General features: G+C 31.3%; 22 protein-coding genes. 11 read left to right on the forward strand and 11 right to left on the reverse strand.

Annotated elements, in window-relative coordinates; genetic code table 11:
• The first annotated feature begins 56 nt into the window (after positions 1-56).
• Together WNY60_RS01370 and WNY60_RS01375 are read left to right on the forward strand one after the other, a co-directional pair.
• Complete coding sequence (locus WNY60_RS01370; protein ID WP_339807876.1) at positions 57-1,820, forward strand: hypothetical protein; 1,764 nt, start codon at positions 57-59, stop codon at positions 1,818-1,820.
• Positions 1,821-2,062: 242 nt separating this feature from the next.
• A complete protein-coding gene (locus WNY60_RS01375) occupies positions 2,063-3,112 on the forward strand; it encodes a T9SS type A sorting domain-containing protein (protein ID WP_342861255.1) in 1,050 nt (349 codons plus the stop codon).
• Between the two features lie 53 nt (positions 3,113-3,165).
• Here the strand turns inward: WNY60_RS01375 and WNY60_RS01380 are convergent, their stop codons facing one another.
• The 3 genes from WNY60_RS01380 to WNY60_RS01390 are packed head-to-tail and all read right to left on the reverse strand — an operon-like array spanning position 3,166 to position 4,956.
• A complete protein-coding gene (locus WNY60_RS01380; protein ID WP_342861257.1) occupies positions 3,166-3,642 on the reverse strand; it encodes a GNAT family N-acetyltransferase in 477 nt (158 codons plus the stop codon).
• Positions 3,643-3,644: 2 nt separating this feature from the next.
• Positions 3,645-3,935, reverse strand: coding sequence for a hypothetical protein (locus WNY60_RS01385; protein ID WP_145001827.1), 291 nt, complete (start codon positions 3,933-3,935; stop codon positions 3,645-3,647).
• Positions 3,928-4,956 (reverse strand): formimidoylglutamase, encoded by a 1,029-nt coding sequence (locus WNY60_RS01390; protein ID WP_342861258.1) that lies wholly within the window; start codon positions 4,954-4,956, stop codon positions 3,928-3,930. Before WNY60_RS01390 ends, WNY60_RS01385 begins: the two co-directional genes overlap by 8 nt.
• A 94-nt stretch (positions 4,957-5,050) precedes the next feature.
• Between WNY60_RS01390 and WNY60_RS01395 the strand changes: the two genes are divergently transcribed.
• Complete coding sequence (locus WNY60_RS01395) at positions 5,051-5,935, forward strand: chromosome partitioning protein ParA (RefSeq protein ID WP_145001825.1); 885 nt, start codon at positions 5,051-5,053, stop codon at positions 5,933-5,935.
• Positions 5,936-6,035: 100 nt separating this feature from the next.
• Here WNY60_RS01395 and hutI read toward each other — a convergent pair whose 3' ends face one another.
• The gene (gene hutI / locus WNY60_RS01400) at positions 6,036-7,271 is read right to left on the reverse strand and encodes an imidazolonepropionase (protein ID WP_145001824.1); all 1,236 of its coding nucleotides are present in this window, start codon (positions 7,269-7,271) and stop codon (positions 6,036-6,038) included.
• A gap of 157 nt (positions 7,272-7,428) precedes the next feature.
• Here hutI and WNY60_RS01405 point away from each other — a divergent pair, with 157 nt between their 5' ends.
• The gene (locus tag WNY60_RS01405; protein WP_342861259.1) at positions 7,429-8,019 is read left to right on the forward strand and encodes a Crp/Fnr family transcriptional regulator; all 591 of its coding nucleotides are present in this window, start codon (positions 7,429-7,431) and stop codon (positions 8,017-8,019) included.
• Positions 8,020-8,172: 153 nt separating this feature from the next.
• Here the strand turns inward: WNY60_RS01405 and fumC are convergent, their stop codons facing one another.
• Both fumC and WNY60_RS01415 read right to left on the reverse strand, forming a co-directional pair.
• Positions 8,173-9,570, reverse strand: coding sequence for a class II fumarate hydratase (gene fumC, locus WNY60_RS01410; RefSeq protein ID WP_292944982.1), 1,398 nt, complete (start codon positions 9,568-9,570; stop codon positions 8,173-8,175).
• A 149-nt stretch (positions 9,571-9,719) separates the two neighbouring features.
• Positions 9,720-10,025: a helix-turn-helix domain-containing protein gene (locus WNY60_RS01415; RefSeq protein WP_145001821.1), complete on the reverse strand. Its 306-nt coding sequence runs from the start codon at positions 10,023-10,025 to the stop codon at positions 9,720-9,722.
• A 131-nt stretch (positions 10,026-10,156) separates the two neighbouring features.
• Here WNY60_RS01415 and WNY60_RS01420 point away from each other — a divergent pair, with 131 nt between their 5' ends.
• Together WNY60_RS01420 and WNY60_RS01425 are read left to right on the forward strand one after the other, a co-directional pair.
• On the forward strand, positions 10,157-10,669 hold the full coding sequence (locus WNY60_RS01420) for a VOC family protein (protein ID WP_342861261.1): 513 nt from the start codon (positions 10,157-10,159) through the stop codon (positions 10,667-10,669).
• Between the two features lie 139 nt (positions 10,670-10,808).
• Positions 10,809-10,982: a hypothetical protein gene (locus tag WNY60_RS01425; RefSeq protein ID WP_162874834.1), complete on the forward strand. Its 174-nt coding sequence runs from the start codon at positions 10,809-10,811 to the stop codon at positions 10,980-10,982.
• 148 nt (positions 10,983-11,130) lie between these two features.
• Here WNY60_RS01425 and WNY60_RS01430 read toward each other — a convergent pair whose 3' ends face one another.
• From WNY60_RS01430 to prfB, 4 genes are all read right to left on the reverse strand, one after another.
• The gene (locus WNY60_RS01430) at positions 11,131-13,551 is read right to left on the reverse strand and encodes an outer membrane beta-barrel family protein (RefSeq protein WP_342861262.1); all 2,421 of its coding nucleotides are present in this window, start codon (positions 13,549-13,551) and stop codon (positions 11,131-11,133) included.
• A gap of 86 nt (positions 13,552-13,637) precedes the next feature.
• On the reverse strand, positions 13,638-14,015 hold the full coding sequence (locus WNY60_RS01435; RefSeq protein ID WP_145001818.1) for an ArsC/Spx/MgsR family protein: 378 nt from the start codon (positions 14,013-14,015) through the stop codon (positions 13,638-13,640).
• Positions 14,016-14,055: 40 nt separating this feature from the next.
• The gene (gene arsC / locus WNY60_RS01440; RefSeq protein ID WP_145001817.1) at positions 14,056-14,397 is read right to left on the reverse strand and encodes an arsenate reductase (glutaredoxin); all 342 of its coding nucleotides are present in this window, start codon (positions 14,395-14,397) and stop codon (positions 14,056-14,058) included.
• A 2-nt stretch (positions 14,398-14,399) separates the two neighbouring features.
• Positions 14,400-15,510, reverse strand: a protein-coding gene (prfB, locus tag WNY60_RS01445) for a peptide chain release factor 2 (RefSeq protein WP_145001816.1) whose coding sequence is annotated in 2 segments (ribosomal slippage) — positions 14,400-15,446 and positions 15,448-15,510 — 1,110 coding nt in all. Because the reading frame shifts where the segments join, the coding sequence is not laid out codon by codon here.
• A gap of 100 nt (positions 15,511-15,610) precedes the next feature.
• Here prfB and WNY60_RS01450 point away from each other — a divergent pair.
• Entirely contained in the window at positions 15,611-16,630 is a 1,020-nt protein-coding gene (locus WNY60_RS01450; protein WP_342861263.1) for a GntG family PLP-dependent aldolase, read from the forward strand.
• A 209-nt stretch (positions 16,631-16,839) separates the two neighbouring features.
• Positions 16,840-19,071, forward strand: a complete 2,232-nt coding sequence (locus WNY60_RS01455) for an OmpA family protein (protein WP_145001814.1) — start codon at positions 16,840-16,842, stop codon at positions 19,069-19,071.
• Between the two features lie 75 nt (positions 19,072-19,146).
• On the opposite strand, the gene WNY60_RS01460 is transcribed toward WNY60_RS01455, so the two are convergent.
• Positions 19,147-19,461 carry a YbaB/EbfC family nucleoid-associated protein gene (locus tag WNY60_RS01460; RefSeq protein WP_145001813.1) on the reverse strand — a complete coding sequence of 105 codons (315 nt, stop codon included), beginning with the start codon at positions 19,459-19,461 and terminating at the stop codon, positions 19,147-19,149.
• A 139-nt stretch (positions 19,462-19,600) separates the two neighbouring features.
• Between WNY60_RS01460 and WNY60_RS01465 the strand changes: the two genes are divergently transcribed.
• The 3 genes from WNY60_RS01465 (at position 19,601) to WNY60_RS01475 (ending at position 24,224) form a co-directional block, all read left to right on the forward strand.
• Entirely contained in the window at positions 19,601-21,667 is a 2,067-nt protein-coding gene (locus WNY60_RS01465) for a S9 family peptidase (protein ID WP_339807943.1), read from the forward strand.
• A 72-nt stretch (positions 21,668-21,739) separates the two neighbouring features.
• Positions 21,740-22,780, forward strand: a complete 1,041-nt coding sequence (locus WNY60_RS01470; RefSeq protein ID WP_342861264.1) for a cysteine synthase family protein — start codon at positions 21,740-21,742, stop codon at positions 22,778-22,780.
• Between the two features lie 184 nt (positions 22,781-22,964).
• Positions 22,965-24,224 carry an aminotransferase class I/II-fold pyridoxal phosphate-dependent enzyme gene (locus WNY60_RS01475; protein ID WP_145001811.1) on the forward strand — a complete coding sequence of 420 codons (1,260 nt, stop codon included), beginning with the start codon at positions 22,965-22,967 and terminating at the stop codon, positions 24,222-24,224.
• Positions 24,225-24,335 lie beyond the last annotated feature (111 nt).

The following is a 24,335-nucleotide window of genomic DNA, read 5'->3' on the forward strand; positions in this document are numbered from 1 at the left end:
AAAAATAAAACACAATTCGGTTTTTAGCAAAAGCTAATTACCTAAATTATAGATATATGATTAAAAAGTATTGGAATCAAGGCGGAAAACAAAAAGCAGTTGTAATTATTGTAGCAATAATTGTAATTGCATTATTGTTTTTTTTAAGAGACGATTATCAACCTGTATTGTTATTTATCCGTAAATATATTTTTGTCATTTTATTAAGTGCGATACTATTGTTTTTTGGACTTCGTAGCTTCCGAAACTCGGCATCTACAGGTAAACGTCTAGGTATTCTTGCAGGATTATTGGTCTTTTTTGGAGTGCTTTACACAGCAGGTTGGCACTATCAATTGTATGATTATATGAAAACATATAACGTATTTAATAATTTAAATAAAGTTGAAATTAACGAACTACCTTTAACCCAAAACGAACGCATTCAGCCTTTACGAAACATTTTTTCTATGGCTAATGAAAGCGTCGGAGAAACCAAAGATGTCTCATTACCACATTTAGTAAGAGTGGATGACGAGAACAAATGGACTATGGCGATTCAACCTACTGAAAAATATGTGTGGCAAGGCATTAGTGATAATACTGAAGAAGTGTTTTCAGTGTCAAGTACGACACCTTTTCCTCGTTTCTCTAACGAAAACCGTATTTCAACCACATTTTCTATTGGTGAGTCTTTAAAATTTAGCAGAAACACATACAATGCAGTAGTACAACGTTTTAATCCTTGGATGCTATTTAATTACGAACCAAGTGACACGTTTTATATGAAAAATGATAACGGTCAATGGGTAGAAGTGGTAAGTTTAATTAAATGGAAAGGTTTTTTCTTTCCTTATCCAACCTTTGGAGGTGTAATGGTAATAGATAGTGGTGCACATGATTTTAGCGATTATATTGAGCGTGTTACGATAGGTAAAGGAACCTTTATAGCACCAGAAGATATGAAGAATCATCCTTATTTAACACGTCAAAACACATTATCAGAAAAAGTATCACGTTTACAAGCCGAATCGCTTAAGTTTTTAGGTGGATTTAGTGATCCATTACCTTGGAACATGGAAACAGCTGTTAAGATACCTAATCTTCCGGATGATCAAAACCAACAACCATTTGTGACGGATTTTGATTTTTCAGACTCAAAATCTGATGCTTATAGTGGTTTGTATCATTGGTTTGGTTTAGAGCCTGTTGGCGATGAGCGTACAAGTCTAACCTTTAGCGTGTTTGTACCAGCTGATGGAACAAACAAACTATATTATTATGATCATGCCTCAAAAAAACAAGGTTATGCTGGTGTTTCGGCAATGCCTTTAAAGGTTATTGAATCCAGAAAAGAATATGATTGGTCCGTAAATAAGCCTGTCGAATTTAGACCATATATTAAAAATATAGCAGGTCGTAAACGTATGTTCTTTTTAGGGACTATATCTTCAATAAAAGCAGAAGGAGCACAATTTGATGGTTCTGCAACACCAGATTTAGCTTTAATTGATAGCGAATATAGAGATGTTGTTTGGATAGATGCAAAACACCCAAGCCAATGGGAAAAATCTGTTTACGATCAATTAAATGAAGCTTGGCGAGCAAGTGAAGGTATTGATAATTATTATATGGACGATGAAAAAGCAGTAGAAGCTATAATGAAAGATTTAAACGATCAATTTATAGCTATTGATACTACAGATTTAAAAGGTAACACAATAAAAGAAAAAGAATCCCTAGAGGCTTTACAGCGTAAATATGACTCTATGGTCAAGCAAAAAGAAGCAGACGATATTGCTAAATTAAAACGCAAAATAGACTCGTTGGAAAATAAGTAAAAAACTAATTAATTATATTAAGCCTGTTTATAATATTACTATTGTAAACAGGTTTTTTATTGTAGGAAAAAAACGACCAATGGTAATTAAATTGGTATAAATGGAACTTTTTTTAACCTTTTTAGATATATTTTTGCAACTGCTATAATGTAGCTATTATTTCAATTTTTATCAAAATCTAATTAAAAACCCCTTTCCTAAATTTTGCCGAAAATTAATTTTTAAGGCTTAAAAATTCGCTTATGAAACAAATTTACAATTTATTATTTTTAGTGTTTGGTATCTTTACAATCAATGCTCAAACAACTGTTGTGACAACTGGTACAACTAACCCTTATAGGTTATCATTGTCTGGTAACGACTTGTACATATCAGAGTTTAATAGTGGTATTATCTCTAAATTAGATATTACTGCTCCATTACCAACGACCAAATCAAATGTTATTACAGGATTAAATAGACCAATGGGTATTGTTGCAACAGGTAACTATATTTATGTGGCAGAACATTTTGGTAATAAAATATCTAGAATTGATATTTCTGCACCAACAGCAACAATGTCAACAATAATTTCTGGTTTAAATAATCCAACAGGATTAGCTATTAAAGGAGACGAACTTTATTACGCAGAAACAGGTAGTAATTCAATCTTTAAAATAAACCTAACAGATGCAGTGCCAACCGCTGTTTTAGTTGCTAACGCATTTAATGCACCTTACGGAATCTTTTTTAAAAATGATATACTGTACATCGCTGAGTTTTCAGGTAATAAAGTGTCTACACTTGATGTCGCATCAGGTGCAACAACTGGTACAGATTTTATTACAGGCTTTAATTCTCCTATCGATTTAACTATAAACGGAAACACGTTATATGTAGCAGAGTATACTGCAAATAAAGTTTCAAAAGTTGATATTTTAGCAGCAGTACCAACTAAGGAAGATTTAGTGTCTGGAGTACAAACTCCGATTGGTTTAGCAGCTAACACTAGCGAAGTTTATATAGCTGAATTTGATGCAAATAAAATTTCTAAATATAACTTACCGACTTTATCTGCAGATGGGTTTGTTTTAAGCAAATCGTTACAATTATATCCTAATCCTTCTAGCAACTTTATTAAAGTGTCTAACATGGAAAAAGCTTTAAATTATACTGTTTATAATAGTTTAGGACAACAAGTGTTAAAGGGTAAAGTTGAAAAAAATGAAAGTATAGATATTCAAAATTTATCTATTGACTTATACCTATTTAAATTAGAAGATGGTAATACTTTAAAGTTTATTAAAAAGTAAACGGTTACTTAATATCTTATAAATTAAAAGCACTAAATTTTTTAGTGCTTTTTTTATTCCTTTAGGTCAAATTCCATTTTTATATTAGCACGTTTATATGGTGTATTTTTTTCTAACACGACTTCTTTAAAACCAAACTTATGATATAAATATATAGCATTTTCTAATTTACGATTAGAGTAGAGTAGAAGTCTTTCAAAGTTTTTGGCTTTAGCAAAATTAATACAATGCTCTAGTAATTGTTGACCAATTTTATGACCTCTTAAACTTGGTGATACAGCCATTTTTGTTAATTCATAACCAGCTTCATTTTTTAAGGGCATGAAGGCATAGGTACCAACAATTTGATCTTCAAATTTGGCAAAAAATATATAACCACCTTTATCAATGATGTATTGGTCAGGTTTGCTTAAAACCTCTTCGTCAAAAGGTTCAACATAAAAATATTGTTCTAACCATTCTCTGTTTAGTACGTAAAAATCCTTGGCGTATTTTTTATCAAAAGGGATAATGTTAATAGTAGGTTTCATTTTTATTTTAAAATATAAATTGCAAATAATAACAATAAAATTGAAATTACAGATATAAAAAAGGTCAGGTTAAATATTGACTTGTCTGCTACTTTTTTTCTAAATAAATCAACAATCATCCAAATAGGAATTGCAATACTTAATCCTAAAGCAGGTAAGGTCATAACACTTGATAATGTTGTAAACCAATTTAAATTAACTTGATTAATATGTAAAAAAAGTAGTGTAATTATAAAAACAAAGACTAGTAAGGCTAATGCTAGTCTAATGTATTCTATTTGTAATTTAGTCATTTTTATTAGAGTTTGAGCGTATAAAATCTGTAATTAAATAGCTAATTAGTTTACCAACTTGTGTGGCCTTTTTATTTTTAGCTACAGCTTCACAGATATGTAAATATTTAACATTGTCAAGTGCTGCAAAATAATGTAAAAATTGTCTTGTTTTTTCTGCTGAAAAGCCACTAGATGTTTGCGCACTACTAGGAGTGTTTATAATTGCATCGCAATCTATTTCAATTCCAAAATGGGTTGTATTTACATGTTTTTTGGCACGTCGTAATTCTTTTTTAAATTTTGAATTTTGTCTGACAGCTAGCGCTTCATAAGTATTAAAATCTAAATGTTTATTGTCTTTAAATTGAGTAAATACTTGTGACGATGTGTAATTTTCGTGTAACCCAAATGCAAAATAGCGTTTTAAAAAACCTTCAGCGTAAGCGTAACTAAAACCATTACCACTATGTCTTCCTTCTAATGCTCTAAAATCTGTATGTGCATCAAAATTAATACTATTTATGGGTTGTTTTAAAGCTAGGCTTGTACCTTTTATCATTCCATAAGCATTATTGTGTCCACCACCAATTGCGATGGGTATTTTACCTGCTTTTACAATATTGGACACTAAATCTACAACATGTGTATCCATTTGAGCCACTAATTTTCTGGCTTTAGAGATATGCTTAGGATCATCTTGATTTAATTTAGAAAGCTGTTTTTGCTCTTCGGTAAAGTCTAAATGGCCTAGGACCAAAACATTTTTGGCATTAGTAAAAGCATTACTTTGGATATTTAACAAAACTTTAATTGTAGCATCCCAAGCGGTTGAAGTGCCTGATCTACCTAGATTTGCAAAAACACCAATAGCTTCTGGTATACCAAAAATAACGTACTTGACGTCCAAAGGTTTAAGAGAATCGTATATATTTGAAACGCTGGTTAACGTGTTAGTATGTTCTCCAAATTTAGTTTCGCCAAGACGAGTATTTAGTAGATTATTTATAATTGAGTTATCAAATAAAACTAATTTATCCATTTACTTTTTATGTAGTTTTGAAAAATTAAAATTACGTTTTTATTATTAAAGAATAACTAGAAAATTAACGATTACAATTTAAAAACAAATAATTATGGCAAATAAAACAGCAAGTACAGGTTTGAAGGTTGCATTAGGTATAGCCTTAGCTTTATTTATCGGAACCGGAATTTATACATCGACTTTGTATAAAGACAAGCAACAAACTGAGCAGCAATTAACACAAGAAAAAAATGACGTTTTAAACGACTTAAATACAATGGTTGCTAAATATGATGTCGCTTTAAGCGAAAGTCAAGTGACTAATCAAAATTTAGTAGAAGCTAGAGAGCGTATTCAAAGTTTAATAGACTCGTTAAAAGTATCTGAAAACAACGTTAGTAGTTTATGGAAATACAAAAAGAAGTATTTAGCATTACAAGATGAAATGGATGTTTTATTATCTGAAAACGATAGATTAAAAGTAGAAAATATGCATTTAGCGACTACTTTAGATAGTACTAATGTTAGATATGAAGAAAGTAGAATGTTTAATGATTCTCTAGTTGTACAAAATACAGCGCTTGCAGAAGTAGTAGAAAATGCTGCAGTTTTAACAACAGCAAACTTAAAGGGATTTGGAGTTATTGAACGTAATAATGGTAAACTTATTCCAACAGAAAGAGCAGGAAGAAGCGATAAAATTAGAGTATGCTACACAGTTGCTAAAAATAAATTAGTACAGTCAGGAGATAAAGAATTGTATGTACAAGTTATAGATCCTAAAAACAATATATTAGGTGTAAATCAACAAATTAAGTTTGGTGAACAAACACTTAATTATAGTATTATAAGTAAGTTTAATTACGAAAATGGAAATCTAGATATCTGTGAATTTATAGTAAATAGTACAGATGATGATTTTGAAAAAGGACGTTACCAAGTAAACGTTTTTAACTCAAACGAATTGGTTTCAAGCTCTGAGTTTACACTTAGATAATAGCTTGAACTAATATTAATTGTTTATTCCATAACAAAAAACCTGAAGGCAAATGCGTTCAGGTTTTTTTATATTTAAAACATAAGGCACTTATGTTTTGCTAGATTATTTCACCATTAATTATTACTGTTTCTATATGGTTATCACCAAAAGCATAGGGTAAATAATTATAGCTAGATATAGGTTTAGTAATTATTACATTAGCTTTTTTTCCTTTGGTAATACTACCATATTGATTTGATATTCCCATTGCATAAGCACCATTTAGTGTTGCAGCATTAATGGCTTCTTCAGGTGTTAACCTCATTTTTATACATGCAGTACTTACAACAAAATTCATATTTCCAGAAGGTGTTGAGCCAGGATTATAATCTGTTGCTAAAGCTAAAGGTAGTCCAGCATCAATTAATTGTCTTCCTGGTGTGTATGGTATACTTAAAAAGTAAGAGCAAGAAGGTAACGCAACTGGCATTGTATTACTGTCTTTTAAAGCATTAATGTCTTCGTTATTTAATTCTTCTAAATGATCAACACTTATGGCATTGTGTTTTACAGCTAAAGCAATACCTCCAAAAGCATTAAATTGATTAACGTGTATTTTAGGAATTAAATTATAGTCTTGTCCTGCCTTAAGTATTTGTGCTGTATCGTCTAAATCAAAATATCCCTTTTCGCAAAATACATCAATATATTGGGCTAAATTTTCTTTAGCAATTTGAGGTAACATGTCATTAATTATCTGATCTAAATAACCTTGTTTATTATTTTTAAACGCTAATGGTAATGCATGAGCACCTAAAAAGGTAGCTTTAACTTTTATTGGAAAATCTTTTTTAAGTCTTTTTATAACACGTAGCATTTTAAATTCTGCTTCAGGAGTTAGACCATAACCTGATTTTATTTCGATTGCACCTGTACCCAAACTCATAACAGCTTTAAGTCGTGCAACAGATTGGTTATACAGGTCATCTTCACTAGTTTCCTGCAGTGTTTTAGCGCTATTTAAAATACCACCTCCACGATTAGCTATATCTTCATAACTTAAACCATTAATACGGTCTACAAACTCTTGAGATCTGTCGCCAGCGTACACAATATGTGTATGCGAGTCACACCAAGTAGGTAATACCAATTTACCTGACGCATCAATAATTTGGTCCGCATTTATACCTGTAACGACAGACATCTCTCCATAATCTACGATTGTGTCATTATCAATTAATAAGTAAGCGTTTTTTATAGTTGGTAATTCCTTCATTTGTAAACCAGAAACTTTTAAAATAGTTTCATCTCTTACTTGAAGTAATTCCTTGATATTTGTAATAAGTATGGTCATAATTGGGCAATAATTTAAGTTCAAATATAGATAAAATGCATAGTACTGAATAATTCTTTTTACATTACTTATTATATTAATATAAATGCGCTACATCGAAAACTTATAGGCTCCATCATTTAAAATGATACATTTAACCTGTGTGTAAATAATTATTATGGTAGCTGAAAAGCCAATGTATTACAATGAAATTAAATCTTATATAACATCATTTTATCCAATATCCGAAGCGTCTTTTAATTTGGTTTATGAAATTGCTCAAATTAAGCAAGTTAAATCAGGAACTGTTTTAGTAAATATAGGAGACGTTCCTAATAAAATATATATGATAAATAAAGGGGTTATGCGCTCCTATGTTAGATTAGAAAATGGGAAAGAGGTAACAAAATCAATTTTTGTACCTAGAATTATTTTAGCGTCATTTCGTGCGTTAATAAATCAAACGCCTTCTGAGTGTATTTATGAGTCTTTAACCGACTGCGAAATTTACGAGGTTGACTACTTTAAGTATAAAGCTCTTTGTGAAACTAATGCAGAGGTACTTGGCTTTCATGCTAAGTTTTTAGAACAATTATTGTGTCAGAATGATGCTAAACATATTGAGCTACTAACAATGAATGCGAAGCAGCGTTATTTAAAATTAAGAAAAGTTATACCAAATATAGATAATTTAATACCTCAATATCAAATTGCAAAATTTTTAAGTATCACTCCAGTGCAATTAAGTAGGATTAGATCAAAACTATAGTATTTATTAACATATGTTAATGAATAGAAATTTAATTAGTTATAAACTTGTAATGGTTATTTAAAACCATCCCTATTTATAATTAATAACTAACTAACAAAAAACCGATAAGTAAGCTTATCGGTTTTTTAATTTAAGATATATTGTAATGTACTATTTTAAAGCACCAACCATGTCTTCTGGTTTAACCCACTCGTCATAATCTTCAGCAGTTACATAGCCTAAGTTAACAGCTTCTACTTTTAAAGTTGTTCCGTTTTTATGCGCTGTATTAGCAATTTCAGCAGCTTTATAATATCCAATTTTAGTATTTAAAGCAGTTACTAACATTAATGAGTTGTTTAGTAATTCTTTAATAACTTCATGGTTAGGCTCTATTCCTGCTGCACAGTTTACATCAAAACTAACACAAGCATCACCAATTAATTGCGCAGATTGTAAAATATTTGCAGCCATCATTGGTTTAAATACATTCAATTCGTAATGTCCTTGTGTACCACCAACAGTAATAGCAACATCGTTACCCATTACTTGTGCACAGACCATTGTTAACGCTTCGCATTGTGTTGGATTTACTTTTCCTGGCATGATAGAACTTCCTGGTTCATTTGCTGGAATAATAATTTCGCCAATTCCGGATCTTGGTCCCGAAGCCATCATACGTATATCATTTGCAATTTTGTTTAATGATACAGCTAATTGCTTTAAAGCACCATGACTTTCTACAATTGCATCATGTGCTGCTAATGCTTCAAACTTATTAGGAGCAGTTATAAATGGTTGTCCAGTAAATTCTGCTATATATTCTGCTACACGTTTAGAATACCCTTTAGGTGTATTTAAACCTGTTCCAACAGCAGTACCACCTAAAGCTATTTCGCTTAAATGAGGCAATGTGTTTTCTAAAGCTTTTAATCCATGGTCTAATTGAGAGACATAACCAGAAAATTCTTGACCTAAAGTTAAAGGTGTTGCATCCATTAAATGGGTACGACCTATCTTTACAACGTTTTTAAAAGTTTCTGATTTCTTTTTTAAAGTATCACGCAATTGTTTTACACCTGGAATTGTTGTTTTTACAATCTTAGTATAAGCAGCAATATGCATTCCTGTTGGAAACGTATCATTTGATGATTGCGATTTATTTACATCATCATTAGGTTGGATAGTTTTTTCGCCTTCTCCAACAGTTTTTCCTGCAATTTGGTGTGCTCTATTTGCAATCACCTCATTAACATTCATGTTAGATTGCGTTCCAGAACCAGTTTGCCATATTACTAAAGGAAATTGATCATCATGTTGACCATTTAAAATCTCATCACAAACTTTAGCTATAAGATCTCTTTTTTCAATTGGTAAAACGCCAAGTTCGCAGTTGGTATAAGCAGCAGCTTTTTTAAGATACGCAAAACCATATACCACTTCTAAAGGCATAGAGGCTACGTTACCAATTTTAAAATTATTTCTAGAACGTTCTGTTTGTGCACCCCAAAGCTTATCTGCAGGTACTTTAACTTCGCCCATGGTATCTTTTTCTATTCTATATTCCATTATAAAGATTGATTAATTTTAAGATTACGAAATTACGAAAATTGTAGAGTTTAATATCCTCTGTTTATAAAATTTTAATAAAAATAACTTTGGTGAATTAAAGTAGAAAAAAGACCAATATTGCTAGTTTTTTTATTGATTAATTTTAGTTACACGACGTGTTTACAATCTTCTAAACCCCAAGTATCCATACTTTTTAAAATAGACTCTAAAGATTGTCCGCGTTTACTAAGTTTATACTCTACTTTAGGAGGAACAACAGGAAAAACGGTACGTATTATTAAGCCATCTTTTTCCAACTCTCTAACCGTTTGAGTAAACATTTTGTTAGAGATGCCTTCAATTTTACGTTGTAACATTCCAGAACGTAAACCACCATCTAATAAGTGAAACAATATTAAGGGTTTCCATTTAGTACCAATCAAACCCATGGTATAATTTAAAGGACATTTCATTATTATAATCTAAATATTAGTTATATGTTTCTAATAATCAATAATTTACTCGTTTGGGTGACTATATTACTTTTAGGTAAGTTATTGCCTGCAAGGCAAATATATAGTAATTTTGAAAAAAAATATAAAATATGAAAACAATAAAAAATTATCCAAAATCATTTTCTCATGTAGGCATAACGGTTCCTGATATTAAGGAAGCTGTTAAATTTTATTCTGAAGTTATGGGATGGTATGTAATTATGGAACCGTCTATTGTTAAAAAAGAAAAGGAAACAGCAATAGGGCAGATGTGTATAGATGTTTTTGGAGATGATTGGTCTACTTTTGAAATTGCACATTTAGCTACGTCTGATGGAATAGGAATAGAATTATTTTCTTTTCCAAATGGTGTAAAGGAAGCTCCAGAATTTAGTCCTTTTAATACTGGTTTATTTCACTTTTGCGTTCAGGACCCAAATATTGAAGCGCTAGTTGAAAAAATTGTGGCGTATGGAGGAAAACAAAGAATGCCAATTAGAGCCTATTATCCAGAAGACAAACCATTTAAAATGTGCTACGTTGAAGATCCATTTGGTATTGTGTTTGAAGTGTACACACACAGTTACGAATTAACTTACTCATCAGGTGCATACGCTAAGTAAAAATGACTAATATCTGATGTAACAAAGGATAATTTAAAAGGTTATTAACAACTATGTTAATAATTTTTGACTTTGTATTGTATAAAAAACAAGTTTACTTTATCTTTGCAGTAATAATAAACTAGAAATTAAACACATTATGTTCGAATTTGACCAATATTTAGGCTTTTTAGCATTTTTAACTATCTTAACCATAGGGTTTTGGTTAATGATATTTTTAATAACTTTTGTAGTTCCTTATTGGATTGGAGGAAGTTTAATAGAGCGTTTAAACGAGATTAAAGAAGAGAAAAAAGCTAAGCGTAACGCTTAATTTTAATCAATTATATAAAAAAAGGGAAATTCTAACGAGTTTCCCTTTTTTGTTTTTACAATCTATTTTAGAGACTAATTACTCAATCAAAAAAAAATGTTGCTAATAATTATTAGCAACATTTTTTTTTCTGTAAAAGTACTATATACTATCCTTCAAAATCATCGTCTCCACCATAGCTTCCACGTTCTACACGTTTTTTCTTCTGGTTAAATCTGTATGTAAAGGCTAAGTTAAAACTACGCTCTCTCCATTGGTACTCGCTGTAAGCATCAAAAGTTGGAGTAGTAGTGTTTTGTTGACGTTTTCTACTATTAAATAAATCATTAACGTTAAAGGCTATTGAAGCGCTATCTCCAAATAAATCTTTACTAAAAGCCATAGTTGTTGTAAATATACCTTCAGATTTAGTTTGGGCATCTTCACTTGGACCTCTATAATTTAAATTAGTTTGCCAATCAATTTCTCCTGGTAATGTATATTTATTATTAATACGTGCAAACCAGCTGTTGTTTGTGTTGTCTAAAGATAATCCGTTTGGAGTTGTTCCTTTTGTGTCGTTTTGAAAAAAGTTAAAGTTACCATTAACTCTCCAATTTCTAGATGGGTTGTAAGTTAGTGTAAACTCAAAACCATACCTGTCTTCTGTTGCTAAATTAATAGGTGTACGTTGTATGATTGGTAACGACTCTCCATTTACTATAGCAGAATCTCCTGTATCAAAACTTACAAAATTAAATACATCTGTAGCGTGTGCATAATATAATGACGAGTTAAATGTAAATTTTCCAAAACGTTTTAAGTAACCTAAGTCAAATTGACCAGAGTAACTTGGGTTTAAACCAGGATTACCTTGAAAATAATTAGTTACACTTGATCTAGAAGGAAAAGGATTTAAGAAAAATCCACGAGGACGTCTTAAACGTCTTGCGTAACCTAAAGTTAAATTTTCTCTATCACTAAACTCGTAATTAAGATTAACGGTAGGGAATAATCCTGTAAAGTTTCTTTTGTTGTAATCTCCTGTTGTAGGTTGATCAATAGTTAACTGTGTATTTTCTAAACGAAGACCTAATAAAAATGAAAATTTATTAATTTTAGTACCATATTGTGTGTATACAGCATTAAGATATTCTTTAAAGTTTAAAAGGTTAGTAAGATCTGTACTTAATTCAAATTGATTAGTATCTGTATCTAATAACTCTACTTGAAAGTCTGTAGATGTGGTGTTAAAATTACCTCTATAACCTGCTTCAAATTGGCTATTTTCACCAATAGGTAAAACGTAATCTGTTTGCAGTAAAATTTGTTGTTGATCTTCTAAAGTTGCAACACGTTCTGATATTACGTTATCTACTTGTACTAATGAGTTTTCGTTTTCTGAGCTATCTTCATATTGAAAATCAAAAGTTAAAACGTGTCCACTATCGCTATAATTTTTTTGAAAATTTAAAGCGTATTGTATTGTTTTGTCTTCTTCAAACTCTGGATCTAATCTAACGGTTGTAGACAGCAAGTTTCGGTTTGTGTCAAATTGTTCTAATAGGTTGGTCGTGCTGTTTTCATCATCACTATCTCTGTACAAAACAGATGTTGTTAATGAAGCAGAATCGTTTACATACCATTCTACACCAAAATTAGTAGTAAGTCCTTTTCTAATACGATCAAAAGTATTTGTTTCGTCTAAAAAATTTCCAGTTGATTTGTATTGTGTTGATGTAAACGAGTTTCCTGGAGCTTCTCTATAGCTGTAACCAGTAGTATTAAAGATATTAATATCTCCAGTTCTGTAATTTATGTTTCCATTAATTCCTGCTGAAGGATTGTAACCAACATTAGTTGTGATGGCACCATTTAATCCTTCTAACTTACTTCTTTTTAATATGATATTAAGTATACCTGCTGTTCCTTCGGATTCATATCTAGCAGAAGGCGAAGTAATAACTTCAACTTTTTCAATAGATTCAGCTGGTAATTGTCTTAATGCATCGGTAGAATTTAATCCAACTAATCCTGATGGCTTACCGTTAATAAGGATACGTACGTTATCATTTCCGCGTAAAGCAACATTACCTTCAACATCAACAGATACTGATGGTACGTTGTCTAAAACATCACTTACAGTTCCACCACGTACAGTTAAATCTTTTCCTACGTTGTATATTTTTTTATCCAGTCTAATTTCAACTGTTGTCTTTTCAGCAATAATTTCAATTTCATCTAAAGCTTCAGCATCAATAGATAAGTATTGCGTTTTAAAGGTTTGATTATCTGTTATGGATTTGTTTGGTAAAATTTCGGTTTTAAAACCAATATACTCAAAACTAACATTGTAGGTTCCTGATTTAATTTCGATTGAATAATTACCAGAAGCATCAGTAATACCTCCAGAAAGATCTGCAGGATTAGTTGTGTTTTTAAATACTACAGTGGCATACTCTAAAGGTGCATTGGTATCTTTTTCAAGTATTTTTCCTTTAATGGTTACCATTTTTTGATCATTATTTTGTGCCAACGCAAGATTCAGGCATAAAATTAATACGCAAAATGAAATAATTTTTTTAGTCATAAGTTTGGTTTTCTTAGTATGACCGCAAAAATACCGATAGGTTTAAGTAGGTTTGGTTAAAGGTTTGTTAAATAAAAAACGAGTAATTATAGCGTTGCTTTTTGCTGCGGAATGATATCAAAAATACGTTTTGCAGGTTTGCCTATTACAGCTTTTTCGCCATTTATGACTATTGGTCTTTCAATAAGGTCTTGATACTCAATCATTATATCTATCAAGCTGTCATCATTAAACAGGTGACCATCATCTTCTAAATGTTTAAAGTTTTCTACCCAAATTTTACTTTCTTTTCTAATAAGCTCTTCAGGTTTAATGTTAAGTATGTTAATTATTTTAACAAGTTTAATTTTATCTAATGGCTTATCTTGATATTTTATGACCTCGTGATCGTGTTTATGTGTTTCAAGTATTTTTAAGCAAGCGTTTGAGTCTGAAGACTCAGGATTGTGATATATTACTATCATTTGTTTAAGGGAAATTTTGGTTGCTATTAATAATTATATACTATAAAATGCTAGAGATTAACTCTGTTGGTCGACCTATAACGGCTTTGTCGTTATTAGTAACGATTGGTCTTTCAATTAATTTAGGGTTATTAATTAAAGCCTCTATTACTTGGGCATCTGTTAAGGTTTTGTTTTTGTAGTTTTCTTTCCAAATAGCTTCGTTTTTTCTCACTAAATCTATTGGTTTTATTTTTAGAAGTGATAAGATTTCCTTTAATTCTTTTTCTGTTAAAGGGGTTTCTAGGTACTTAATAACTTCAAATTTTTTATTAGAATCTTCTAATAATTGTAATCCTTGTCTAGATTTACTACATCTTGGATTATGATAAATTTTAATCATTTTTAAAGGTTTTCGTTATCTACTTCTTGTTGTCCCATCATCATTAAATAGGCTTTTAAAAAGGGCTCGATGTTACCATCTAAAACAGCGTCAACATTACCTGTTTCGTGACCACTTCTAACATCTTTTATTAATTTGTAAGGATGTAACACGTAATTACGGATTTGACTTCCCCATTCAATTTTCATTTTACCAGCTTCAATATCTTCGCGTTGTGCTAATTGTTTTTGTAATTCAATTTCATACAATTGCGATTTTAGCATTTGCATAGCTCTAGACCTATTATCGTGTTGTGATCTAGTCTCTGAGCAAGAAATTTGTATGCCAGAGGGTTTGTGCGTTAATTGTACTTTGGTTTCAACCTTATTAACGTTTTGTCCACCTGCACCACTTGATCTTGCAGTTGTAATTTCTATATCTGCTGGATTTATTTCAATTTCAATAGTATCATCAACTAAAGGATATACATAAACTGAAGCAAAACTAGTATGTCGTTTTGCATTACTATCAAAAGGAGATATGCGCACCAATCTGTGCACTCCATTTTCACCTTTTAACCATCCAAAAGCATGGTCTCCTTCAATCTCAAGGGTAACTGTTTTTATTCCAGCAACATCACCTTCTTGAAAATTTAGTTCTTTTACTTTAAAACCATTTTTTTCGGCATACATTAAATACATACGCATTAACATATTAGCCCAATCGCAACTTTCTGTTCCTCCAGCTCCAGCTGTAATTTGTAATACAGCACTTAGACTGTCACCTTCTTCAGATAACATGTTTCTAAATTCTAAATCTTCAATTAAAGTTAGTGCTTTGGTATATCGATCTTCTACATCTGCCAATGTAGCTTCGTTTTCTTTAAAAAATTCAAAAATAACTTCTAAATCTTCAATTAAAACTTTTGATTGGTTGTAATCATTGATCCACTTTTTCTTTTCTCGGATGGATTTCATTACCAATTCTGCACTTTTAGAATCGTTCCAAAAACTGGGATCAAAAGTTTGCTCTTCTTCATTTTGAAGCGCAATTAGCTTAGCATCAATGTCAAAGATATTGCCTTAACGATGTCAGGCGAGTATTAAGATCTTTTATATTCTCTAAAGTGATCATATATTAATTTTGGTTTACAACAAAAATAGAATTATTACTAACATTTAAAAATATTTGCCAACAATTTTTAATAGTTTTATACTGTAATAAAATATTTAATATGACTATAGATTTAAGAAGCGATACAGTAACTAAACCTAGTCCAGAAATGTTGGAAGCAATGTTGTCTGCACAAGTAGGAGATGACGTATATAAGGAAGATGAAACCATAAATGCTCTTGAGGATAAAATTGCTAAGTTATTTGGCAAGTCTCATGCCTTATTTTTTCCTAGTGGTACTATGGCTAATCAAACAGCCATTAAATTACATACTAATCCAGGCGACCAAGTTATTTGCGATAAGTATGCACATATTTATAATTATGAAGGTGGAGGAGCCTCTTTTAATAGTGGTGTATCTTGTAATTTGTTAGATGGTACACAAGGTATGTTTACTGCAAAACAAGTGATTGAAGCCATTAATCCTCCCGATTTTTACCATAGTCCGTTAACAACTTTAGTCGAAATTGAAAACACCACAAATAAAGGAGGAGGAGCCTGTTGGGATTTTAATGAAATATTAAAAATCAAACAAGTCTGTAAGAATCATAATTTAGGTTTTCATCTTGATGGAGCAAGGCTTTGGAATGCCTTAGTTGCTAAAAACGAAACGACTTTACAATATGGAGAAGCATTTGATACTATTTCGGTTTGTTTAAGTAAAGGTTTAGGGTGTCCAATAGGATCTGTTTTAGTTGGAGATGAAACTATAATGAGCAATGCAATTAGAATTAGAAAAATTTTAGGTGGTGGAATGAGACAAGGTGGTTTTTTAGCAGCAGCAGGATTATATGCTCTAGAAAATAATATTAATAGATTAGCTGAAGACCATAAAAAAGCAATTGAATTAGAAGTTGCATTAACCAAATCTTCATTTGTTAAAAAGGTAGAACCTGTTGAAACAAACATTGTAATTTTTGAGCTTAATGATAAATATTCAGAAAAAATATTTTTGGAAGCACTTTCTGACAAAAATATTAAGATAATTGGAATGGGAAGCAATAAGTTAAGATTGGTAACGCATTTAAATTATGATGATAATCAGCACGATAGAGTGTTAGAAGTGATAAGTAAATTGTAAAATTTATTTTTTAGTAATTTTTTTGATTTAATATATGTTAAAAAACAATTGTTGTTTAACGCTTTTATTTACTCTTTGGCGAATTTTAACTAAATATTAAGAATTAAAAGTAATAATAGTTTGATATGTATTTTTTTTGCTTGAAATTAGTGAACAGTCGTTATTAGTTCGGCTATATATTTATCAAATAACCATTTAAATTATTAAAAATGAAAAAAGTATTACTAACATTTTTATCTTTTGTAGTCTGCACCATTGCATTCGCACAAGATTTACCAACAAATCCTGAACCAGGAAAATGTTACAAACGTTGTGTGACTCCAGATGTATGGGTTAACCAAGATGTAACAGTGCAAGTTGCTCCTGCGTACAAGAAGCTAAAAGTTGTTCCTGCTCAATACAGAACAGAGAATGAGGAGTTTGTTGTACAGTCTGCAGGACAAGAATTATCTGTAGTACCTGCACAATACGAAACTCAATCTTTTGAAGTAGTGACGCAAGAAGCTTCTCAGAGATTAGAGAAAGTTGCTGGATCTACAGATACTACTACAGAAGAGATGATGACTCAACCAGGTTATCAAGAATTATCAGTAGTACCTGCAAAATATGCTACAGAGAATTTTCAAATCGTATCTAATGATGCTGCACAATCTTTATCAGTTATTCCAGCTAAGCTAGGATCTGAAAGTTTTGAAGTTGTTGTTCAAGAAGCTAGTCAACGTTTAGAAGTTGTACCAGCTCAATATGAAACAAGAACAGAAACTGTAGTTGTACAAGCTGCTTACACTAAGTTAGAAACTGTACCAGCACAATACGAAACAAGAACAGAAACTGTTGTTGTAAATTCTGGAGGTCAACGTTTAGAAGTTGTTCCAGCTAAATGGACAACTGAAAATGTTGAAGTTGTTGTACAACCTGCATCTTCTAGAGTAGAGATAGTTCCTGCTCAATATGGATCTGAAAGTTTTGAAGTTGTAGTACAAAATGCTAGCCAACGTTTAGAAGTTATACCTGCAAAATGGGGAACTGAAACATTATCTTATAAGAAACAACAATTTGGTTCTACTTTAACTGTAGTACCTGCTAAGTTTACTTCTGGTTACCAAACTATCGAAGTTAAGCCTGCAACTGCTAAATGGGGAATGAGTGATACTCCAGCTGTTGATTGTCAATCAAACGATCCTAACGATTGTAGATACTGGTGTTATAAAAACATACCAGCTCAAAACATTACAGTTAACACTACAGAGTTAGCTAATGATGCTCAAGTTATTACTAAACCAGGATGTGATCAAGGTGAGAACAATGCTGAAGATTGTGGTATGGGTACTTACACTAGACGTGTAGTTCAAACGCCTGCAACAACAAGAGTTATTGATATTCCTGCTGTAACTAAAACAGTTAAAAAGACTGTAATGACAACACCTCCTACAACAAGAGTTATTGATATTCCTGCTATTACTAAAACAATCAAAAAAACAGTTTTAGTATCTCCAGCAACAACAAGAGTTATTGATATTCCTGCTGTAACTAAAGAAGTTAAGAGAACTGTAATGGTAACTCCTCCAACTTCAAAAGTTATTACTATACCTGCTGTAACTAATGAAGTTAAGAGAACAGTAATGGTAACACCTCCAACAACAAGAGTTATTGAAATTCCTGCTGTAACTAAAACAATGAAGCGTACTGTGGTTTTAGAACCAGCTACAACAAGAGTAACAGCTATTCCAGAAGTTACTGCTACTATGAAGCGTACAGTAATGGCTACACCTCCAACAACAAGAGCGACAGATGTACCAGCAAAAATGACTACAATCAGAAAAACTGTTATAACTCCAGAATCTACAAGAGTTGTTGATATTCCTTCAACGTCTACTACAATGAAGCGTACAGTAATGGTAACACCTCCAACAACAAGAGTTATTGAAGTGCCTCAAAAAACTGCTACGTACAAGAAAACGGTTTTAGCTAGCGATGCTAGAGTAGAAGAAGTAACTGTTCCTGCGGTTAACAAAACTGTAACTAAAGAAGTACTACAAACTAAAGGTGGATTAACATCTTGGGCAGAAGTAGATTGTAAGTTAGTAGCTTATAATGATCTTAATGTAAACTGGGAATTAGGTTCTGCTACTTTAACAGCAGCTTCAAAAAGAGAAATCGATGCTAAATTATTACCAGTTTTACAAAATGGTGTATCAGTAGAGATTGCTTCTCATACAGATTCAAGAGGTTCGAAAGAGTCTAACAGATCTTTATCAGAAAGAAGAGCTCAAGCTGTAACTAACTACTTAATCTCTAAAGGAATCAATTCTTCAAGAATTGTATCAAATGGATTTGGTGAAACTAGATTAACTAACAGATGTTCTGATGGTGTATCTTGTACAGAAAGAGAGCATTTAGCAAACAGACGTACTCAATTTAGAGTTATCGATGCTGAATAATATTTAGTAAATACTTTTCATAAATAAAAAAAAGGAAGCCAATTTGGCTTCCTTTTTTACTTTGTATAAAATAAATTATTTAAACATATCCATTCCTGGAATGTTAGGCATTCCGTCTTTAGCGACAGCAGCAACTTCAGCTTCATTTACATTAGTAGCTTTAATTATAGCCTTATTAAGTACTAAAATTAAATAATCTTCCAATTGTTCTTTATCTTCTAATAAAGCATCATCAATTGTAATAGATTTAATTTCGCGATTGGCAGTCAATGTTACTTTAAGTAAATCGTCTGTACTTTTTTCGTCAATTAAAACGGTATCCATCCTTTTTTTTGTAGCCTCTACTTTTTCTTGGGTTTCTTTTAATTTACCCATTAAATCTCCAAACATTTTATTTGATTTTAAAGTTAATCCTGCAAATTTATTAATTATAAGTAAATATTAAGTGCAATTAAATATCAATAAAGTATAATTCAAACTAATTTTAAGTTTTACATTTGTGCTCTTCAGAAAAATAAGATTTAAAATGATGAAAGTTAGCACTAACGTTTCTGCACCTATTGCAAAAAAAATAGAAAAAAAGCTTAGTATACATAATGATGTCAGAGTAGATAATTACTTTTGGTTAAACCAAAGAGAGGACCAAGAGGTTTTAGATTATCTAAATGCTGAAAATACTTATACTGAATCTGTTTTAAAACATACAGAAACTTTTCAAAAGTCTTTATTTGAAGAGATGAAGTCAAGAGTTAAGGAAGATGACCAAAGTGTGCCTTACAAATTAAATGGGTATTGGTATATAACTAGATACGAAATTGGAAAGGATTACCCAATTTACACTAGAAAAAAAGATAATCTTGACGCTGAAGAAGAAATTCTTTTTGATTGTAATAAAATGGCTAAAGGCTATAGCTATTTTAAACTAGGTGGTATCTCAATAAGTCCAGATAACACATTAGTAAGCTATTCTATTGATACTGTTAGTAGACGACAATACACATTGTTTATTAAAAACTTAGTTACAAATGAAGTTTTTGAGGATAAAATAGAAAATACCACAGGAAGCTCAACTTGGGCTAATGATAACAAAACACTGTTTTATTCTAAAAAAGACGAAGTTACTTTACGATCGGATAAAATATATAAGCATAAACTAGGTCAAAATAGTGTTGATGACACTGTCGTTTTTCATGAAGAGGATGACACCTTTAATACATTTGTGTATAAAACCAAGTCAAAAAAGTATTTAGTAATTGGAAGTTCAAGTACGCAAACAACCGAGTATAGATTTTTAGATGCCAATACACCTGATGGTGAATTTAAAATTTTTCAAGAGCGCGAAAGAAACCTTGAATATTCAATAGCTCACTATCAAGATAATTTTTACATCATTACAAATAAGGATGAAGCAACCAATTTTAAACTTCAAAAAGTAGCCGAAACCAATACAGATAAGGTTAATTGGGAGGATGTTATTCCGCATCGTAAAGATGTATTATTAGAAGATATTGAGATTTTTAAAGATTATTTAATTGTAAACGAACGTGAAAATGGTTTAAATCAATTAAGAATTATTAGTTGGGATGGTAAAGAAGACTATTATTTAGATTTTGAAAGTGAAACCTACACAGCAGACATAGGTAATAATCCAGATTTTGATAGCAACTATTTAAGATACTCTTTTAATTCTTTAACAACACCAAGCTCGATAATTGATTATGATTTAAAGACTAAAACAAAAACGGTAAAAAAAGAGCAGCAAGTATTAGATGATTCATTTAATAAAGACAATTATATATCACAAAGGGTTTGGGCAACAGCTAAAGATGGCGTAAAAATACCAATGTCTGTAGTGTATAGAAAAGGAACAAAACTTGACGGAAATAGTCCGTTATTACAATATGCATATGGCTCATATGGAGCAACAATAGACCCTTATTTTTCTTCAATACGACTTAGCTTGTTAGACAGAGGTTTTATCTATGTAATTGCTCACATTAGAGGTAGCGAATATTTAGGTCGTCCTTGGTATGAAGACGGAAAACTAAAATCCAAATTAAATACATTTACAGATTTTATAGATTGTTCTAAATTTTTAATTGAAAACAAATATACCTCTAGTCAACACCTTTATGCAATGGGTGGAAGTGCAGGAGGATTATTAATGGGAGCAATAATTAATATGAATCCAGAATTATACAATGGTGTTATTGCTGCAGTACCTTTTGTAGATGTTGTAACGACTATGTTAGATGATAGTATACCACTAACTACAGGAGAATATGACGAATGGGGAAATCCAAATGAAGAAGATTATTACAATTACATGAAGTCATATTCGCCATATGATAATGTAACACCTCAAGCATATCCAAATATGTTAGTCACTACAGGTTTGCACGATTCGCAAGTGCAATATTGGGAACCTGCAAAATGGGTAGCTAAATTAAGAGACTGTAAATTAGATAAAAATATTTTACTACTTAAAACAGACATGGATGCAGGACATGGTGGAGCTTCTGGACGTTTTGAAGCATTAAAGGAAGTCGCTTTAGAATATGTATTTTTATTCGAATTGGAAGGAATCAATAAATAATCAAAAAAAATGCTTATTTTTGCGAGGTTTTGAGTTTCAAAACTCAAAATAAGTAGCTTTTAAATAGCATTTATGGAACAAAATAAACAAGTTTTTGATAGTGTATTAGACCTAATAGGTAATACACCAATGATAAAACTAAAAAAAATTACTTCAGGTTTTAAAGGGAATTATCTAGCAAAGGTTGAAGCCTTTAATCCAGGTCATTCATCAAAAGATAGAATCGCTTTATACATATTAGAGCAAGCAGAAAAGCAAGGTATACTTAAACCAGGAGACACAATAATTGAAACTACATCAGGTAATACAGGATTTAGTATTGCAATGGTTAGTGTAATTAAAGGTTATGATTGCATCTTGGCAGTTAGTTCAAAATCTTCAGCAGATAAGATTGACATGTTAAAAAACATGGGAGCTAAAGTATATGTTTGTCCAGCAAACGTTAGTGCAGATGATCCAAGAAGTTATTATCAAGTAGCAAAACGATTACACGAAGAAATTAAAGGATCTGTTTATATTAATCAATACTTTAATCAACTAAATATTGATGCACATTACAATTCTACTGGACCAGAAATATGGAACCAGACAGAAGGTGAAATAACGCATTTAGTTGCATGTAGTGGTACAGGAGGAACAATTTCTGGAACAGCTAAGTATTTAAAAGAGCAAAATCCAAACATTAAGGTTATTGGTGTTGATGCTTATGGTTCGGTATTAAAAAAATATCACGAAACTAGAGAGTTTGATGATAAAGAAATTTATCCATACAGAATTGAAGGTTTAGGAAAAAATTTAATTCCTACTGCGACAGATTTTGACACAATAGATGAGTTTATCAAGGTCACAGATGAAGAAAGCGCACATACTGCTAGAGAGTTAGCACAAACCGAAGGGTTGTTTGTTGGCTACACATCTGGTGCTGCAATGCAAGCCTTAAAACAACTTAATGAATCTAACACATTTAAGGATACAGATAATGTTGTTGTTATTTTTCCTGACCATGGTTCTAGATACATGAGTAAGATTTACAGTGACAAATGGATGAGTGATCAAGGCTTTTTTGATAGTAAAAATGAAGAGGCTGCGCAAAGCATTCAATATATTAAGTAAATAATTAAATAATAGACAGATTAGTTAATCTTAGTTGTATTAAGATTAACTTTTTTTGTTAATAATACATAGGTTATTTGTTATGCACGTATAATAAAAATGCATAATTTTGTAGCATCTAACTAAATTTTAATAGCTTAAGCTAATATATCTAACAATAGTAGCTTAAAAATCGCGTTTTACAATGAAAGATTTATTTGAAAAAATATACAAAGATAAAGGACCACTAGGTAAATGGGCTGCACAAGCAGAAGGTTACTTTGTGTTTCCTAAATTGGAAGGTGAAATTTCTAATCGTATGAAATTTCAAGGAAAAGATGTAATTACATGGAGTATCAATGACTACTTAGGTCTTGCTAACCATCCTGAAGTCCGTAAGGTTGATGCAGAAGCTGCAGCACAATACGGATCTGCTTATCCAATGGGAGCACGTATGATGTCTGGTCACACAGATTTACACGAGCAACTACAAAACGAGCTTGCTGAGTTTGTACATAAAGAAGCAGCTTACTTATTAAACTTTGGTTACCAAGGTATGGTGTCTACCGTAGATGCCTTAGTTGGTAAAGACGATATTATTGTTTATGATGTGGATGCACATGCTTGTATAATTGATGGTGTAAGATTACACCACGGAAAACGATTTACTTATAAGCATAACGATATTGAAAGTTTAGAGAAAAACTTAGGTCGTGCTACTAAAATGGCAGAACAAACTGGAGGAGGAATCTTAGTGATCTCTGAAGGTGTATTTGGTATGAGAGGTGAGCAAGGACGATTAAAAGAAATTGTTGCTTTAAAGAAAAAATATAACTTTAGACTGTTTGTAGATGATGCACATGGTTTTGGTACCTTAGGTAAAACTGGTGCTGGAGCAGGAGAAGAGCAAGGTGTGCAAGATGATATTGATGTGTATTTTGCAACTTTTGCTAAGTCTTTAGCTAGTACAGGTGCATTTATTGCTGCTGATCAAGAAATTATTGACTATTTAAAATATAATTTACGTTCGCAAATGTTTGCTAAATCATTGCAAATGCAATTGGTTGTAGGTGCATTAAAGCGTTTAGATATGTTGCGCACAATGCCTGAGTTAAAAGAAAACTTATGGAAAATTGTAGATGCGTTACAATCTGGACTTAAAGACAGAGGTTTTGATATTGGTACAACACAAAGTTGTGTAACTCCAGTATATTTAAATGGAAGTATTCCAGAAGCTATGGCTTTAGTTAGAGATTTAAGAGAAAACTATGGTATTTTCTGTTCTATTGTTGTGTATCCAGTAATTCCAAAAGGATTAATACTTTTACGTATGATTCCTACTGCAACGCATACATTACAAGATGTGACTGAAACTTTAGATGCTTTTGATGCTATTAGAGAACGTTTAGAAAACGGTACTTACAAGCGTATGTCTGCTGCTTTAATGAAAGCAATGGGAGAGTAACAAAAATAAAATTTAGTTAAAAATCCGATTCATTTGAATCGGATTTTTTTGTTTTAATAATCAGATGTTTCATTATATAATTCATCTTTGATTAAATATAGTTATTTCTTA

Origin of the sequence: Olleya sp. AS48 (assembly GCF_038900355.1) — a bacterium.
In the GTDB taxonomy this organism is placed as follows: domain Bacteria; phylum Bacteroidota; class Bacteroidia; order Flavobacteriales; family Flavobacteriaceae; genus Olleya.

Bases quoted from the DNA above. Each gene is read 5' to 3' on its own strand.
- WNY60_RS01455 (WP_145001814.1), top strand. From the start codon at position 16,840: ATGAAAAAAGTATTACTAACATTTTTATCTTTTGTAGTCTGCACCATT.
- WNY60_RS01475 (WP_145001811.1), top strand. From the start codon at position 22,965: ATGAAAGATTTATTTGAAAAAATATACAAAGATAAAGGACCACTAGGT.
- WNY60_RS01395 (WP_145001825.1), top strand. From the start codon at position 5,051: ATGGCAAATAAAACAGCAAGTACAGGTTTGAAGGTTGCATTAGGTATA.
- WNY60_RS01385 (WP_145001827.1), bottom strand. From the start codon at position 3,935: ATGACTAAATTACAAATAGAATACATTAGACTAGCATTAGCCTTACTA.
- hutI (WP_145001824.1), bottom strand. From the start codon at position 7,271: ATGACCATACTTATTACAAATATCAAGGAATTACTTCAAGTAAGAGAT.
- WNY60_RS01375 (WP_342861255.1), top strand. From the start codon at position 2,063: ATGAAACAAATTTACAATTTATTATTTTTAGTGTTTGGTATCTTTACA.
- WNY60_RS01450 (WP_342861263.1), top strand. From the start codon at position 15,611: ATGACTATAGATTTAAGAAGCGATACAGTAACTAAACCTAGTCCAGAA.
- WNY60_RS01370 (WP_339807876.1), top strand. From the start codon at position 57: ATGATTAAAAAGTATTGGAATCAAGGCGGAAAACAAAAAGCAGTTGTA.
- WNY60_RS01420 (WP_342861261.1), top strand. From the start codon at position 10,157: ATGAAAACAATAAAAAATTATCCAAAATCATTTTCTCATGTAGGCATA.
- fumC (WP_292944982.1), bottom strand. From the start codon at position 9,570: ATGGAATATAGAATAGAAAAAGATACCATGGGCGAAGTTAAAGTACCT.
- WNY60_RS01430 (WP_342861262.1), bottom strand. From the start codon at position 13,551: ATGACTAAAAAAATTATTTCATTTTGCGTATTAATTTTATGCCTGAAT.
- WNY60_RS01390 (WP_342861258.1), bottom strand. From the start codon at position 4,956: ATGGATAAATTAGTTTTATTTGATAACTCAATTATAAATAATCTACTA.
- WNY60_RS01415 (WP_145001821.1), bottom strand. From the start codon at position 10,025: ATGAAATGTCCTTTAAATTATACCATGGGTTTGATTGGTACTAAATGG.
- WNY60_RS01460 (WP_145001813.1), bottom strand. From the start codon at position 19,461: ATGTTTGGAGATTTAATGGGTAAATTAAAAGAAACCCAAGAAAAAGTA.
- WNY60_RS01470 (WP_342861264.1), top strand. From the start codon at position 21,740: ATGGAACAAAATAAACAAGTTTTTGATAGTGTATTAGACCTAATAGGT.
- WNY60_RS01465 (WP_339807943.1), top strand. From the start codon at position 19,601: ATGAAAGTTAGCACTAACGTTTCTGCACCTATTGCAAAAAAAATAGAA.
- WNY60_RS01405 (WP_342861259.1), top strand. From the start codon at position 7,429: ATGGTAGCTGAAAAGCCAATGTATTACAATGAAATTAAATCTTATATA.
- arsC (WP_145001817.1), bottom strand. From the start codon at position 14,397: ATGATTAAAATTTATCATAATCCAAGATGTAGTAAATCTAGACAAGGA.
- WNY60_RS01380 (WP_342861257.1), bottom strand. From the start codon at position 3,642: ATGAAACCTACTATTAACATTATCCCTTTTGATAAAAAATACGCCAAG.
- WNY60_RS01425 (WP_162874834.1), top strand. From the start codon at position 10,809: ATGTTCGAATTTGACCAATATTTAGGCTTTTTAGCATTTTTAACTATC.
- WNY60_RS01435 (WP_145001818.1), bottom strand. From the start codon at position 14,015: ATGATAGTAATATATCACAATCCTGAGTCTTCAGACTCAAACGCTTGC.